Source organism: Nostoc sp. C052 (assembly GCF_013393905.1).
Lineage (GTDB): Bacteria > Cyanobacteriota > Cyanobacteriia > Cyanobacteriales > Nostocaceae > Nostoc.
This window is the reverse complement of record NZ_CP040278.1, coordinates 164,533-178,667: the sequence shown is the minus strand read 5'-3', so window position 1 is coordinate 178,667 and position 14,135 is coordinate 164,533. Positions and strand designations below refer to the sequence as shown.

24 protein-coding genes are annotated in these 14,135 nt (G+C 37.0%); 2 read left to right on the top strand and 22 right to left on the bottom strand.

Features of this window, described 5'->3' with window-relative positions; translation table 11 throughout:
• Window positions 1–168 precede the first annotated feature (168 nt).
• From FD723_RS40755 to FD723_RS40705, 11 genes are all read right to left on the bottom strand, one after another.
• Window positions 169–579, bottom strand: coding sequence for a hypothetical protein (locus FD723_RS40755; protein ID WP_179070850.1), 411 nt, complete (start codon window positions 577–579; stop codon window positions 169–171).
• A 148-nt stretch (window positions 580–727) separates the two neighbouring features.
• Window positions 728–1,252, bottom strand: a complete 525-nt coding sequence (locus FD723_RS40750) for a hypothetical protein (RefSeq protein WP_179070849.1) — start codon at window positions 1,250–1,252, stop codon at window positions 728–730.
• 36 nt (window positions 1,253–1,288) lie between these two features.
• Window positions 1,289–1,801, bottom strand: coding sequence for a hypothetical protein (locus FD723_RS40745; RefSeq protein ID WP_179070848.1), 513 nt, complete (start codon window positions 1,799–1,801; stop codon window positions 1,289–1,291).
• Complete coding sequence (locus FD723_RS40740) at window positions 1,798–1,950, bottom strand: hypothetical protein (RefSeq protein ID WP_179070847.1); 153 nt, start codon at window positions 1,948–1,950, stop codon at window positions 1,798–1,800. The genes FD723_RS40745 and FD723_RS40740 overlap by 4 nt, the downstream gene beginning before the upstream one ends.
• A gap of 3 nt (window positions 1,951–1,953) precedes the next feature.
• Window positions 1,954–2,193, bottom strand: a complete 240-nt coding sequence (locus tag FD723_RS40735) for a hypothetical protein (RefSeq protein WP_179070846.1) — start codon at window positions 2,191–2,193, stop codon at window positions 1,954–1,956.
• A 539-nt stretch (window positions 2,194–2,732) separates the two neighbouring features.
• Complete coding sequence (locus tag FD723_RS40730; RefSeq protein ID WP_179070845.1) at window positions 2,733–2,921, bottom strand: hypothetical protein; 189 nt, start codon at window positions 2,919–2,921, stop codon at window positions 2,733–2,735.
• A 261-nt stretch (window positions 2,922–3,182) separates the two neighbouring features.
• Window positions 3,183–3,506 (bottom strand): hypothetical protein, encoded by a 324-nt coding sequence (locus FD723_RS40725; protein WP_179070844.1) that lies wholly within the window; start codon window positions 3,504–3,506, stop codon window positions 3,183–3,185.
• A gap of 23 nt (window positions 3,507–3,529) precedes the next feature.
• Window positions 3,530–3,988, bottom strand: a complete 459-nt coding sequence (locus FD723_RS40720) for a hypothetical protein (protein ID WP_179070843.1) — start codon at window positions 3,986–3,988, stop codon at window positions 3,530–3,532.
• Between the two features lie 15 nt (window positions 3,989–4,003).
• Window positions 4,004–4,468, bottom strand: coding sequence for a hypothetical protein (locus FD723_RS40715; protein ID WP_179070842.1), 465 nt, complete (start codon window positions 4,466–4,468; stop codon window positions 4,004–4,006).
• 414 nt (window positions 4,469–4,882) lie between these two features.
• Complete coding sequence (locus FD723_RS40710) at window positions 4,883–5,110, bottom strand: hypothetical protein (RefSeq protein ID WP_179070841.1); 228 nt, start codon at window positions 5,108–5,110, stop codon at window positions 4,883–4,885.
• Window positions 5,100–5,567 (bottom strand): DUF4262 domain-containing protein, encoded by a 468-nt coding sequence (locus tag FD723_RS40705; RefSeq protein ID WP_256875441.1) that lies wholly within the window; start codon window positions 5,565–5,567, stop codon window positions 5,100–5,102. Before FD723_RS40705 ends, FD723_RS40710 begins: the two co-directional genes overlap by 11 nt.
• A 143-nt stretch (window positions 5,568–5,710) precedes the next feature.
• Between FD723_RS40705 and FD723_RS40700 the strand changes: the two genes are divergently transcribed.
• The gene (locus FD723_RS40700; protein ID WP_179070839.1) at window positions 5,711–6,121 is read left to right on the top strand and encodes a hypothetical protein; all 411 of its coding nucleotides are present in this window, start codon (window positions 5,711–5,713) and stop codon (window positions 6,119–6,121) included.
• Between the two features lie 267 nt (window positions 6,122–6,388).
• Here the strand turns inward: FD723_RS40700 and FD723_RS40695 are convergent, their stop codons facing one another.
• The 4 genes from FD723_RS40695 to FD723_RS40680 all read right to left on the bottom strand — a co-directional run bounded on the left by FD723_RS40695 (window position 6,389) and on the right by FD723_RS40680 (window position 9,807).
• Window positions 6,389–7,018, bottom strand: a complete 630-nt coding sequence (locus tag FD723_RS40695) for a hypothetical protein (protein WP_179070838.1) — start codon at window positions 7,016–7,018, stop codon at window positions 6,389–6,391.
• Between the two features lie 303 nt (window positions 7,019–7,321).
• Window positions 7,322–8,077 carry a hypothetical protein gene (locus FD723_RS40690; protein ID WP_179070837.1) on the bottom strand — a complete coding sequence of 252 codons (756 nt, stop codon included), beginning with the start codon at window positions 8,075–8,077 and terminating at the stop codon, window positions 7,322–7,324.
• 189 nt (window positions 8,078–8,266) lie between these two features.
• Entirely contained in the window at window positions 8,267–8,797 is a 531-nt protein-coding gene (locus tag FD723_RS40685) for a hypothetical protein (protein WP_179070836.1), read from the bottom strand.
• 62 nt (window positions 8,798–8,859) lie between these two features.
• Window positions 8,860–9,807: a sigma-70 family RNA polymerase sigma factor gene (locus tag FD723_RS40680; protein ID WP_179070835.1), complete on the bottom strand. Its 948-nt coding sequence runs from the start codon at window positions 9,805–9,807 to the stop codon at window positions 8,860–8,862.
• 83 nt (window positions 9,808–9,890) lie between these two features.
• Here FD723_RS40680 and FD723_RS40675 point away from each other — a divergent pair, with 83 nt between their 5' ends.
• Window positions 9,891–10,172 (top strand): hypothetical protein, encoded by a 282-nt coding sequence (locus FD723_RS40675; RefSeq protein ID WP_179070834.1) that lies wholly within the window; start codon window positions 9,891–9,893, stop codon window positions 10,170–10,172.
• Between the two features lie 11 nt (window positions 10,173–10,183).
• On the opposite strand, the gene FD723_RS40670 is transcribed toward FD723_RS40675, so the two are convergent.
• The 7 genes from FD723_RS40670 to FD723_RS40640 form a co-directional block, all read right to left on the bottom strand.
• On the bottom strand, window positions 10,184–10,504 hold the full coding sequence (locus FD723_RS40670; RefSeq protein WP_179070833.1) for a VVA0879 family protein: 321 nt from the start codon (window positions 10,502–10,504) through the stop codon (window positions 10,184–10,186).
• A gap of 35 nt (window positions 10,505–10,539) precedes the next feature.
• Entirely contained in the window at window positions 10,540–11,043 is a 504-nt protein-coding gene (locus FD723_RS40665; RefSeq protein WP_179070832.1) for a hypothetical protein, read from the bottom strand.
• Between the two features lie 93 nt (window positions 11,044–11,136).
• Window positions 11,137–11,850 (bottom strand): DUF2786 domain-containing protein, encoded by a 714-nt coding sequence (locus tag FD723_RS40660; protein ID WP_179070831.1) that lies wholly within the window; start codon window positions 11,848–11,850, stop codon window positions 11,137–11,139.
• On the bottom strand, window positions 11,847–12,191 hold the full coding sequence (locus tag FD723_RS40655; RefSeq protein ID WP_179070830.1) for a hypothetical protein: 345 nt from the start codon (window positions 12,189–12,191) through the stop codon (window positions 11,847–11,849). The genes FD723_RS40660 and FD723_RS40655 overlap by 4 nt, the downstream gene beginning before the upstream one ends.
• On the bottom strand, window positions 12,188–12,541 hold the full coding sequence (locus FD723_RS40650) for a hypothetical protein (protein WP_179070829.1): 354 nt from the start codon (window positions 12,539–12,541) through the stop codon (window positions 12,188–12,190). The genes FD723_RS40655 and FD723_RS40650 overlap by 4 nt, the downstream gene beginning before the upstream one ends.
• A 157-nt stretch (window positions 12,542–12,698) precedes the next feature.
• Window positions 12,699–13,259 carry a hypothetical protein gene (locus FD723_RS40645; protein WP_179070828.1) on the bottom strand — a complete coding sequence of 187 codons (561 nt, stop codon included), beginning with the start codon at window positions 13,257–13,259 and terminating at the stop codon, window positions 12,699–12,701.
• A 165-nt stretch (window positions 13,260–13,424) separates the two neighbouring features.
• Complete coding sequence (locus FD723_RS40640) at window positions 13,425–13,997, bottom strand: hypothetical protein (protein ID WP_179070827.1); 573 nt, start codon at window positions 13,995–13,997, stop codon at window positions 13,425–13,427.
• Between the last annotated feature and the right edge of the window lie 138 nt (window positions 13,998–14,135).

The window sequence follows — 14,135 nt, the reverse complement described above, 5'->3', positions numbered from 1 at the left end:
TGTTCAATATTATAATCATAAACTAAAGCTAAGTAAAAAGATATTAGCTAAAGCAAGATTTTGTGGTAAAAGTTAACAGTTGATTGCAAAAGATATAGTAAGAATTTGCATAAAAATAGCCCTCAATTTAGTTGAGGGCTATTAACAGTATTTGTTCAATACCTAAATTTATTCAGCTTTAGATTTGCGAAACATTGATGTTACTTTTTCTTCATTAGAAACAGAAGTAGCGTTTACAGACTTGAGCCAAGCTTTTTGTTTTCTAATACGGTTCTTTAAACCTAGCGGATCGTTGATTTTATGGATTACATAAATTGTTGTATCCTTACCCTGCTGGTTCAAAAGTTGATTCACTAAGTTCAGAAGTTTAGCTGACTGAAGAACTTCGCAGATTAATTCAAGCTCCTGTTTAAAACGAAAAGTTGCAATTTTTGTTTCCATATCTAGCGTCCAATGATTGGACTTAATGGATTTACCTTTAATATACAAAAATAAATTACGGTCATAAAAACCATCAACTTCTTCATCTAAGATAAAGTTAATATCTTCTTGAAAACGAATAATTTCGCCTTCTTTCATGAGTTTATCTATCTGTGCCCAACAGCTAATACTTTGCATTTCATTCTCCACTAATGTATATTATTATACTAACATACAAGAACTTACTGTAATTAGTGCTGATAAATTAATGCATAAAAAAGCCCTCAGTTGAAACTGAGGGTAAAAGTTAATCGCTATGCCAAACAGTTATACAAGCTGCATCCCAAGAAGTTATCTCTTCTGCAAATATAGAGATTGCGTTGAGCATTTGATTATTGAGATTTGTTGTGTGCCATTGAATTTTCAAACCATCTTTTTCGTACCAACAAAGTCCGAATTGAGTCTGAGGTAATTCTACTTGGCGTTTGACAACTATAATTTGGTTGTCTAGATTTGTGGCATCTGTGTATGCAAACAGCGCATACATCAAATCAGAAGTTGGTTCGACAGCAGTACCTAGCATTCGAGGTTGAATCAATATTTTGAAAAATATATTACTCTGGGCAAAATATTGTTTAGTTTTCTCTACGACTAAATTGAAGTTATCTCCTTCAATGAATTTAACAGTGCGAACAGAGTAATTTTTGGTTCTTAAAGCAGTCGTAGGGACTTTTGCAATCCAAACCTGTTTTTTTGCTTTTCGAGAATACTCAAAACAGATCAATACATAGCGCCATTGTTTGGCGAAATTCACGATTTGATTTTTAAGCATAGAAAAGCCCTCAGTTGAAACTGAGGGTCAAAAATATTAACTATGAACGCACCAAATACCATCAGGGTATTCAACCGTCCATTGCAGGAGAATATTTAAGGCATATCCTGCATTTCCTGGAGTTGCTGCCCAATAACCACCACCGTCTTCAACGAGCAGAAATTCTTGAGCTTGAGCCAGAATGTCTGCGTTGCTGGGATGGTTTAATTGTTGGGATGTCAGAGATGCCACCCGTCTTCCTAATGATGAGGATGCTGGCTGTAAAACTTTGGTGCAACGCATCCAATAGCTTCCTTTGAATTGAGTAGTTCCAAGCTGCTCAACAGCTTGGGAGAGCCTCGTTTGGGTTTCGCTAGCTTTTTTGCCAGAAAGCCAACGGATACCTAATTCGGCATCCAAGTGTTTTCTGAAAAGTTCGCGATAGTTGGAAGTAATGTTTAGTTCAGCTTCTTTTGTACCCTCTGAAGGGTAGACCCCACCCTCTCGAAGAGGATGTGCTAATTCTAGCGTTTCTCCAAATTTGTCTTTTAAATAAACGTCGTAACTCATCTTTTTTCAAATTTGAATAATGGAGCGATCGCTAAAAATAGAAATAGCAATCGCATTTGGTTAGCTATGGTGCTGGTACATTTATGGACTATATAAATATCCCAAACCTCCCCAACCTGAATTTGCTCAAGTAATGGATTTTCTATCATATTCTAAGGTGCTTTGGAATTATCAAGTTTGCGGACAGCTTCTATGTATTGCTGACAAACAGCCTTCCTTTGATTAATTAAATCTTTGCACTCTTGCAGAAAATCTGCTGCTTCTTCTAAAGTCTTGCAATTGTGTTCGGCATAAAGCTTTGCAAGCTCTAGATGAGAAACTTGTAATAGTTCTTCCAGCGCATTGGCGATCGCTGAATCTATTGAATTTAATTGTTCGATTATTTCTTCCATTTTGCTCTCCATTAAAAGCTTGAGATACTTACATTCTAACATTTTCAAGTATTAAAACTAACCGTGAAAAACAAGTATTCTCAATCTTCACCCACAAAAAAAGACAGACTTACGTCTGCCTTATTGCTAATTATTCAGGGAATCCTTAGTCCATACCTACTAATACTAATGTGTTTAGACAATTGGTTTTGTTCATTTTGTTCTCCTAATTAGATTAATCATTTCTGATGAAAACTCCATTGCATCCATATACGAACTTGGACACAAATATTCTCCCACTTACAAACTGCCCGATAGTTTTTAAATCGGGTGACTGTAACGTTTGGTGGAGTTGGTACCCCTTCTTGGGGTTCTTTTTGGAATAAGTCACAGCAGCCTCATCACACAATTTCTCGCCTTCGGTTCTAATTTCCAAAGTTTCTTCGAGAAGTGGAAAAGCGCTACTGCGCCACGTCACCACAACCGTCGCATAATTGGGTTTTGGTATGAACTTTTTGTCTTCTGCGACAGCAGAACTGTTACTAAACAATACTCCCAAACTACTCAACAATCCTAACTTTATTACCAACAAATTCAATTTGCCCATAAGTCTCAACTAATTCTTCATCTGGAGGCGGGTCATTGACCCAAAGGACATTTCCAGTAATAGTGCCAAAACTATCACTGGAAATATCATTTACCGCTTGCTTGGGATCATCTTGTTGATTACTGTTTTCTTCTGATTGCATTGTTTTCATTCCTATGAATTTTAATTCTGTCTTTAATTGATAGTTATTAAATCTTTGTTATCAAGCTGATTATTTTATTTTTTGATTTAATAACTATCATAGGTTTGCCTAAGTACAAACCTCTTAAACAATTGTAGCATTTTATTCCTTGTATTAACTAATTGCAATAACTTATAAACATAAAGATAGGTATTGTTAACTTGTTGCCAACAAAAAAGGCAGACGTAAATCTGCCTTATTGCTAATTATTCAAGAATCTGTTTAGAGAGCTACACAGTTTCTATTCCAAGAATCCAAATCTTCAGCGAATATTGCGATCGCATCCAAGATTGGATTATCGTTATACGTAATATGCCATTGAATGAGAAAACAATCCTTCTCGCGCCAGCATAGTCCAAATTGGGCTTGAGGAAGTCCTGCCTCGCGTTTAACAGCTATGAGGTCGGATTGTAAATTTGTGTTAGTAACATCTGTGTACAGAACATAAACACTGCCAGAAACTGGCTCGACAGATGTACCCAATACTTGACAAGGCTTTTTTTGTTGGACTCTTTCCCAGGTAGATCCTGGCGTAATTAATGGCATATCGGTATTTTTGTTTGCAGGTTCTATTTGCTGAAACGTTTTGGCTTTGGTGCGTAAGTTTCATGTAAATCTTCTAAATTTGGTGCATTTTCAAACACTATATTTAGCTCTCCTTTTTCCTGTATAACTTTTGCCCAAATTTCTTCCCATACATTAAGTCCTAGAGAATGCAATCTCATGACACTAAAATCACTAGGCATTACCTTACAGAAGAAATCGTAACTTCCTCCGCAGACATTCTCCCAAAAACACCAAACCTCACCTCCAGTCAATCCACTCATGATGAAAAGGATAGCTAAGAATCTGAGATTGCCGTGTTCACAAAAGTAATCCAGGACAATTTCCATTACTTCGGCATCACCGTTTACTAATGTCCGAAATAATTGCATGTCACTCATGGCAAAAGGATTTGTTTCCATGTCGGCTTCTATATTATTTGGGATTTTTTGAATTTTTATGTAACCTTTATTCTCTTTCTTCATCAGTCATTGGTTTCATTATATTCCACCAGCAAATGTGCGATAAAACAACGCTTCGTCATCTGGTTTAAAACGCTTGAAATCTGGATAGATAGTATATTCTAGCCAGCGTTCTGCTAGGTTCCTATCCGGCTCGGCATCAATGCTTTTGATTGCAAAGTGGAGCAAATTAGGATTTGGAGAATAAGCACACCGAGCAGCAAGAATAGTACGCTCAATGTGGCATGGCATGGGATATATATCCGATTTTTCCAAGGGGAAAACCCATATCTTTAAACCAATTATTGTTCGATGCTTTAGTCCTTTGGTTTTCAAAGGATTGAGTACTATCAATACTTGCTGTTCGTTCCACGGGTTAGTTAGTGGAGATGAAATTCTTACAAATTCAGAGTTTTTGTCTTCCCATCGATGTTTACCCGTTGAACTCAGCCCTTGATATCGGTAGTGGTGTTTCTCTGGTAATTGAAATGTTGTGATTTGCATATTTATCAGACATCGACTCCTGAATGGAATTTAGGATGTATACTCGTTAAATACGCCTATCGGCATCAGAGATTGGGTTAACCTATCTTTAGTTTATCAGATTAGCTTACTGTTTAACAAAGCTAACAAGTAGTTAATCAAACTTTTGAAATAGTATTGGACTATCTCAATCTGATAGAATAATAGGTTGAATGTCATACAGGAAATCCACCATCATGAAATCCATTAGACAAAACAATCAAGGTAGACACGAATACGAAGAAATCAAACCTGAATGTTTGTCAAAAACCTTGGTTTTTAATTCCGCTAAAATAAATCTTGAAACCGAAAATTTCAAATTAGCGATCACCAGATTCAACAAAAGCATCAAAAGCCCTGAATACCAAGCTTATGTTGCAAAATTTGCAAGTAAAATCAAGGATTCATTGAATATTTTCTTAACCAACCCAAAATCATAGAAGACTCTTCGTAGTAAAACCTTTCGCCTTCGATGTCAGAAGTTTTTATACATGCATTGTTATGTGGGTGAGGGAAAGAACCGTAATACCCTTCTTGGATAGAATTATCTTTCATTAAAAAAATATATGTGCCATAATCTTCTGGCAATCCTTCGATCACTTCAAAAAATATTTTATTTGACATTTTCAACCTTAAAGTCAATGGATAAGTCGGGCTGTTCGCTAAAGTCCACTGTAGCATTCCAAGGATACTCTCCATTCTCGTTTTGCCAAAAGAGTTGCAGAGGAGGGACTTCAATATTGCCATAATACCGCAAAGCCATACCAAAATAATAATCGTAATTCGATTTAGCAACTGGCTTAAATATTGTCTTTGAATTTTCAAAAAACTCTTCAAAATACTCTATATCTGGTTGATAAACTTTCTTGCTATGCTGGATTTGACAAGCAGCAAAACTTAAAGTGTTTGAGGATAGTTCCATAGGAAGCCCAACCATGATAATTTCAGGGTGTTTGTAATTTTGCCACAGCCCAATCGTATAACAGAACCTAACATTCTCTCCAAAGATAGGCATTATTGCCCAACCTTGTTTATCAACACAGTCAATAATTATATTCAGAAATTCAACATAACTCCCCATAAAAATACCCGAAAATTGCTAAGTTATCGTTCCACACTTCATAATATCTAAAAACATCTATGTTACATTAGTAGTACAAAGATACTCACAATTGAATTACTTCTTTGCAAATCTTACCTTGATATCCAATTGGTAATTATCAAATGACAAAACAAGATCCGAAGGCATTGTTCGTTATTTCTGGTGGAGAAATTCAACCAGAGAATGTAATTTGTTCTGGATTGTTAGCATATCTTCCTTTGGTTTCCAAAGAGCAAGGGAGCAGCACATCTTGTTCTTACTACGTAAACGGTGTTTTTCCAGAGATTAAGCCTTTAGATGAAAAAGATCCTCTTTACAGCATAGATAAAGGTAATCCTGGCGATCTCGCTCCTACATGCGCTTTATGCCAGCATTCTAGTTTAGAGAACTCGCAAAAGGGCAGTCGCAGTGAAGGAAAGTTTCCCCAAGAATTATTACCTCTGCGTTTATTTAGATGCAGACAGGGGCTATTCTTGGTAGTTCCCGGACTATACGATGATAGCCCTCAAGAAATCAAAGTAGATGCAGTTTAGCTACACAGTTGTAGAAATAACTCAAAGTCAAGCAAATGTCATGTTGGAGTTATTAACAAATTATCATTTTAAGAAGAGTTGTGAGAAATTATTCTTTTTCGCAGAGATAGATGACGATGACGAAGAATAACTTGGCGATCGCTGAGTTGTTCGTTTAAATAAAAAATCCCCCAACAGTTATTCTGCTTGAGGGATTTTTTAGTTCAAAACTTGCTATTATTACGATACACATATCAATAGTCGTTTTGCGTCATAAAACGACTATTTTCATTCATAAATGTTGTCAACGACCCGATTCATCCCGTCCCTGACATTACCATCTTTGTCAATGTAGCTATTTTCACTAATCTTGCCTTTTCTAATAAATTCTGAGGTAGTCTCATTGTCTACCCTATTTTTATATATGGGATGAGTCGCATAGCTGTTAGTCGTTTCATATTTGCTTTCATGAAAAGACTCAACATTACTAGAATCTTTATAGTTTTCAGCATATCGGAATTTGTCGTACCAAATCTCGACTGTATTTTTATTCACTCCGACATCGGAAGCAGCTCTCTTGAAGCTGTCTCCCCTTTTAAATGCTTGATAAAGTCTTTCGCGAACTTCTGAAGATAAACGGGTTTTGGAAGCTAAGGTTCCTTCACAAGCAGAAACAGATGTCGTGCATACGGCACAGTGATATCTGGGATAGTTCTGCCCTTCCTTTAGTGGCAGTGGAGTTAATCTTGAGGAACCACAGTGAGGGCATGTTTCTAGATCGGGGGAGGGATTCCAATCTAAGGCACGTTCTTTGTTGCGCCGATCCTGTTCCTCTTGCTCCCTAGCATCTCTTGCTACTTTTTCACGAAGATTATTATTGCGGCGTTCGACATCTCGTCTATAGTGCCCACCAAACATTCTTGATACCTAGATTTATATATTACAAAAACGCATCAAATATATAAGCATTTCTATTAATTGCTTTTTAAAAATGATTTTTGTAAATTAAGTAAATCAAGCATTGATACCTCCATTTATTTGAAAAGATATAATACCATTCTGGAAAGGAATACCGCAAATATCCCCAATACACAAAGACGGAAAAATTCATTAAAGTACAATGCCAGCAATCTAATCTAAGAAATTTTTATAAAATTAGCCAAAATAAAAGCCCCCTCAGTAATATATTTACTCAGGGGGCTTTTATTTTGGCTTTCTGACTTATGGCATCACAAGAGTTACTTGTTGAACGTATTCAACAAAACTGTGTGCTTCATTACTAGAAAAATTTACATCATTTTCTAGACACCAATTAGTAGCTTGTGCAATCAAATCCTGCGCTACTGCGATCGCTTGATCTCCAGAAACTATCAAATAGTCAAAATCTTCGATAAAAGAAGCTGTCTCACAATTGGTTACAGCATGAATCGCGACTTGTCTGCATGGCAGAGAAGTGCAATCAAAGCAAATGAAGTCGTTATCGTCGCCAATGCTCCATTCAAGCTTGCCGTAGGGGTCTGTTGTCGCAACTTCGTCTGTTGGATTCTCGTAAAATTTGTATCTTTCAGAATTTTCACCTCGGCGAAGACAGGAGGCAAACTTTTGAGCATCCTCCCAGGAGGATAGCTTAGTTATGATTGAATTCAGATAAATACTGCCTTCACCTGCTTCTTCAATTCCGATATGCCAATTATTTATAGATTCCTCCCAGATTAGCAAGTTTCCAATTCGGCTATGGATGATTTGGTCGTATTTTTGAACATGGAATTGATACATTCCATCTCTCAGCAAAGGCTTCAGCATATCTAATGTTAGTAATTTAGCTAAATGACTTTCTGGCTCTAAGCAGAAAAATTTACGAACTATTGGATGTAACTCATCAAGGCTAATGGGAATCCCATTTTCTGTAACCGAACTAATTATCAATCCCAATCCTTCAGGATGGGCGATCGCCGAGAATCTATAAATTAACTTCATTTTGTTCTCCTTTTTGTTTCTTACTTGCTTCTGAAAACAATACTGTACTTGTATATTCAGACACTTATATTGTAGCAATTTTAGGTATTAAAACTTTAAAAGGTAGGCTTCTAGAAGCCTACCTTTTAAAGTTTTAAATGGTCATATTTTAATGGCTAGATAAATAATTAGTTGTCCATTCTGGGTTGTTTAATCTGCATTTGATAAGACAGCATTAGCAGGAACTCTTACCAAGTAAATTTGGCAGAATCTGCCATCATAGTCCTTCCATTGATTTGGAGCGCTAACTATTGCGTCGTACTTAGCAGGATTTCGATAAGCATCCCAGGCTAATTCTTGTTTGGCAGGATTACCACCCAAAAAAGTATCGTCACCTAGTTCTCCGTTGATGCGGAGTAGGAAGATTTCGTACTCTTTCTCATCTACATAGCCCCAGCCATCGATTCCCTGCGGAGGTTGCTCTGGGAAGTGACGATTGTAGACTTCTTTTATGTCCAGACAAAACTGAGTAACATCAAAGTTTTCAATTAAAGATGGCTTTTTTTGAGAACTATTAAACAAATAAGACATGAGATAGAAAATCGTATCGTGATATCCAAGCATACTTACTAGATATCCGATAAATTGAGGCGGATAAAAGTTAGCCTCGGATGCATTGTCAGTTAATTGAATCGCAATCTCATTGTTACTCGCAACTGTAATCTTATAGCCGTGCTTCATTTTGTCTCCATTAATACCTAATACTAGTATAACGCAATACAATTTATAATCCTTGCAGCCAACTAATCCAAACAACTTCTAATGTAATCTTTTTTATTTCGTAAAACAGCCAGTGCTTGATATTGAATTTGGCGAATTCGCTCCTTACCCAAATCAAGTTTTTTTCCAATTTCAAGTAGAGTAAGTTCGTTGCCGTCTATTAATCCATACCGCCAAACGATCACATCTCTTTGTATGGGAGTTAGACACTTCAATATATTTTCTATCTCATCTAATAACATATCTCGCTCTAAGATATGTCCTGGCAAGTTTTCGTCGGGAACTGGCAAAACCTCTGATAAATCATTGTCTTTGTTTTTCCCAATTTTCAATTCGAGAGAAATAAGAGGTTGAGAACATTGCAAGTATTTACGAATTTTCTCAGGAGGTAAACCAGTACTTTGGGAAAGTTCCGCCAAGGTGGGATTACGCCTCAAGGCTTGCGCCAATTGTCGTTCGTGCTTTCTGATTTTGTTCAAAGCTTCAGTCAAATGAATTGGCAGACGGATAGTCCGCGATTTCTCCGCTATTCCTCTGGTAATGTGCTGTGTTATCCACCAGTGAGCGTAAGTAGAAAACTTAAATCCCTTGTCGGGGTCAAACTTCTCGACTCCACGATCCAACCCTAATGTGCCTTCTTGAATTAAATCCAAAAATTCTACTTTCCGATTTTGGTAATTTTTTGCAATGGAAACTACCAACCGTAAGTTAGCCACAACCATTTGTTCTTTAGCCGCTTGCCCATCTCGGATAATCGAAGAAATCTCTGCTGGAGATTTCTTCGTAGCTTTACTTAATTCAGCATCAGTTGCTTCTCGTTGCAACCTTGATTCAAGCTTTTTTTTCTGGTCTAACAAGGCAATCATCTGCTGCACTTGCCTCGAAAGATTTATCTCCTGTGTTGCAGTTAACAGAGGGTAAGAAGAAATTTCTTGTAAATAGTCCTTAACCATATCTACAGTTTTAGGCATAATTATTAATATCTAATTTTTGCTAAAGTGCCATCATCTAATTAGTTTTTCTAACAGATGACGATCTTAATTACAAAATATTAATGCTAAAGCATTCTCCTGTAAAGCTGCAAAAGGGAGATAAAAAAACGTTTCATCGAGCAAAAGCTTTGTCCATTTTAAGTGGCAATCCCTTTAGCAGAGAAGCAGCTATCGGGCATTCAGATAGGCAAGTTCCAGGGAAACGAATGTTGATGTTTCTGCTGATTTTCGCAGGAAGCTGGATATCCCCAGCGCAGCGATCGCAAATAAATTTCTCTTTTAATGATTTGGGCATTTTTGTGACTTTGGTCTTAATAAAGTTGAGCTACCACGGAATTCCGTAATAGTTAGATGTTTAATTGCTTAAGGGATCGTTGGCTGCAAACTCAAAATACTTGCTCCCCTCTACTTCTACTGGGTTAAGTCGGAATAAGCCTCCTCCAGCATAGTTACAAGGGAGGTTACGATCATCCTTGACAAAAGCCTCTTTAGAATTTGACATCCATCGACCTACACAAGAAAAAGCAACTGAATTCTCCGGCGCTCCAGCATCCTTGTAGTCGCGGACAGAAGCAATATATCCACAGGATGGGCATTTAAATCTCCAATCCAAAAAATTGTTGCCAAACAACTTGTTACCCTGCGCCAACCATTGTTCTTTCGTGTAAGTAGTCATAAATGAGTAAAATCAACCAAAGTAATTTCAGTAACTTAGCGATCGATGAAAATCATTGAGGTACGAACTTTTTCCTCCTCAGCTTGAAAAATTTTCTGCATAGAATATTGTCTAACAAATTCTTGATGCTGGGGAGTATTCCATTGTTGGGCGATCGCGTGATGCAGAATTAGTCCTTCGGCATCACTTTTGTGACAACAAGCCACATGCCCTTCTAGTGGCTTTAAGTTCAAATCGTGCAATTCGCACAAATTATCCTGATTCAAAAATGTACATTTCCCTTTAGTCCAGGAATCAAGAAGCTGGGGGTCTTCGGGAAGCTCTGGAGCTAATATGCCTTCGTATCCCGATATCGCACAAGACATAAAATAAAACTCTGGATGGTTGTTGTCTCCATCCTTGTCCCACCATTCAATCATTAGCCTATCAGAGAAACCTTTATCGATTAAATTTTTGGCTTCTTCGGGAGTGAGGATACAAGGATTACTTTGGCACATCATCACTCCATGCAGACATCCAGCACAAGTAATTTTTTCCATTTCAAAACCTGACAAATATCAGTCTAAAGTCATAATAAAACAAAAAATGAGGCGAAAGAAAAAGTTTTTACACTTCTCTTTCGCCTCATAAAGTTACGATAGCGGACTAGTAGTTGAATTATCTTGTTGTTGTCCAAGAGAAACATCTTCTCCTAATTCAATTCCGTGAAGAAAGCCTTCGGGTGAAGTCACCACAGGTTTCTTTGGCTTCTGCTTTACTTTGGGCATTTCTTCTGTAAATCGCAAGTTCTCTTGGAGCAGCGTCTCATACAGCGAACGTACAACCAGCGCTGAGGAATTTGGGGAATTTTCATCAGCACAGATGCCTTCCTCTTTCTGCTGTTCGATAAGTTCTGCAATCCTCCGATGCAGAGTCGCAGTTATACCTAACTTCAAGGAACTCTTATATCTGCGATCGCCTTGAGCTTCTTTTGCTAAATTTTCAATGGTATTCACCAAGTACTCAAACTGAATCCTGGCAGCATCGGCGTTCACTCGTCTACCAATGACTCCAAATACCGAAATAGAGGTTCCCCGTTGCAAATAGCAAAGGCAATGATTCGATTCGGCGATCGCCACAGCTAAAATATTCTTCCAAACTCTTAGCTTTCCGCTACGGTAGAGAACGTATTTCGCTGGTTTTTGAGTGCTTGCCCTCTCTAAATCTGTTAGCGATAGATTATGGCGAAGCATTAGGTCTTGGGCTTTTTTGAAAGCCTCCAATGCTTCAGCTTCGCTAGAAGATTGGCTAAGAGCTAACATTTTTTGAATTTTTTCAACAGTTTTCTGTGAATTTGTTTTGTTCATAACATCCTATATTTATGAAATTTCTTAGGCAGATCGTCATCGGAGAGTTCAGTCCACCTTTTCACTTGCCTCCAAGCTTGAGCAAAAACTTCAGGGAAATCTTTTCCATTACTCGTTTGATAAAAAACGCTTTGAGTACTTTTAGTATGCCCTCTAAAAGGGGTATTGGGGTTCATGGTTTGAGGCAAAATGTAAACGGATACGGAAACCTTGTCTTGAGACAGGTTTTGCTTTTGTCTAACTAACCAATCTGGTTCTCCAGCTTTTTTGGATGGAGATATTCGCCAGTCGGTAACTTCTAATTGGGCGCGATATTCTTTGCCGTGGAATGTATATTTCATTTTTTATTTAGTTTAGAAGGTGGATACTTTAAGTGCAAAGTTTCTACGTATTCGACATAAGTATAAACATTCTCCACGTACCCGACATAAGTAGAAAGATGAAAGTTTTCTACAAAAATATAATCAAGGGTTCCACCATTCTCTTCTGCTAATTCTTTGGTGGTAGTTTTACAAAAATCTTTCATCATATCTTTACCTACCCCCTCCGATTTATCTACAAATGTAGTCGATTCAAGTGGACTATTACCAGCTTGGTAAATCACTGTGTTACTTTTAATAACTACATAAGTGATTTCGTTGTATTGTCCAATAAAATGCGGTTTGTTTTTTCTTTTTTTGGTTGGCTGCATTATTTTATTCTCCATTTAATGCTATTTATATTAGTAACAAAATATCTAAAATAGCACCTATTTAAGTATAGCAAAATAGCGTTTAATTAAACTTATTGAGCAGGATAGAGGCAAACTTGTATTCACCTCTATTCCTGCGATCGCGTTATAAAAATTCTCAATTTTTATACATTTCTGAGAGATTGCACGACCCTTTAAGAGCCAAAGATGGGATAAGAACAAAGAAACTCATGCTCCATCTTGGAACGTAATCTTCATTCTCTTCTACCCAACTATTCTCCCAGCGAATCCTGCCATTAAGTGGCAGATAACAATTCATTTTAAAAACGTTTTTTGCGAAGTCATTGGCAGAACTAAATCGGGTAGAAGTTCTACCAATGGCTGTTCTTTGCTTAAATACAGAAGTTGGGTATACTTCATTTAAGCAAGAATCAAAATCTTGGAAATCAAAAACTAAAATTCTGTCAAAAACTTCTTGACATTTATTCTTTAAGGACAAGAGAGCAAAACCAGTGGTGCCATTAGGCGTTTCCCCACAAAATACAATATCGAAATATACAGCATCAGCATATTCCTTAGCTGATAAAGATAATATTTTTTTACCCTCACCGTCATAGGCAACGATAGTAGTGTGATAGCCAAAACTAGGATTTGTAAATAATTTGGTATCCTTGATTGCGAAGCGAATACCTTCCTGACTTGTGTATCTATTCAGCATTTCGTTTCTTTGTGGACTTTTTATATATTAATGCTTAGAAGCAGATAATTAACGCTGCAAGATACGCTGAAGCGAATTGGTTTTAAACAAAATATAAAAAACCCCAGAAAATGAATTCTGGGGTTAAACATTATTGAATGATTTTTGGATGTATTTAATAACAGTCTAGCTGGGGTATATGTCAGCCAAGCTAGACCACTCCATACAAGCTTTAGAAGCTAAAGAAGGTATTTTTGTAAAAAATGACATACTCCATTTTGGAGCATCCTCCCTATCTTCCTCTGCCCAATTGTTTGTCCAAAGTAATTTATCTCCTAGAATCAAAAAGTGATTTTTGTCAAAAGCATACTTGGCAAAAAGATTCGCCGATTTAAATTCAGGATAATCAAAACTAGTCTTTTGCATTTCTGCCCATACTTGGGCATTCTCTTGTAAAGAGGGATCAAAATCTTGAAAATCCAAAGTCAAAGCTCTGTTGAAAATGTCTTGAGCATAACATTTCAACGCCGACAAATGAAATCCAAAAGCCATGAGTCGAGTTTCTCCAGAAAACTCGACTATAAAATAGATTGTTTCAGCACGTTCTTCTAGACTTAGGGATAGTATTTTTTTACCTCCTCCATCCTTAGCAACTAGATATGTCGTGCCGTGGTAACTAGGAGAAGACTGCAATATCTTGCCATGTATATCTGAAATCACAAATTTTATGGCTTCTTGTCCTGTGTGTTGGTTAAGCATTTTATCCTCCATACTTATTTCTATTTTAGTGCATTTATTGTCATAGAAACGATTAGACAACTCGCAAGTAGCTACTATTTACTAATTAAAATAAACCAGAAAAATTCATATTTCTATGCTTTTCTAGAAAGAGCGATC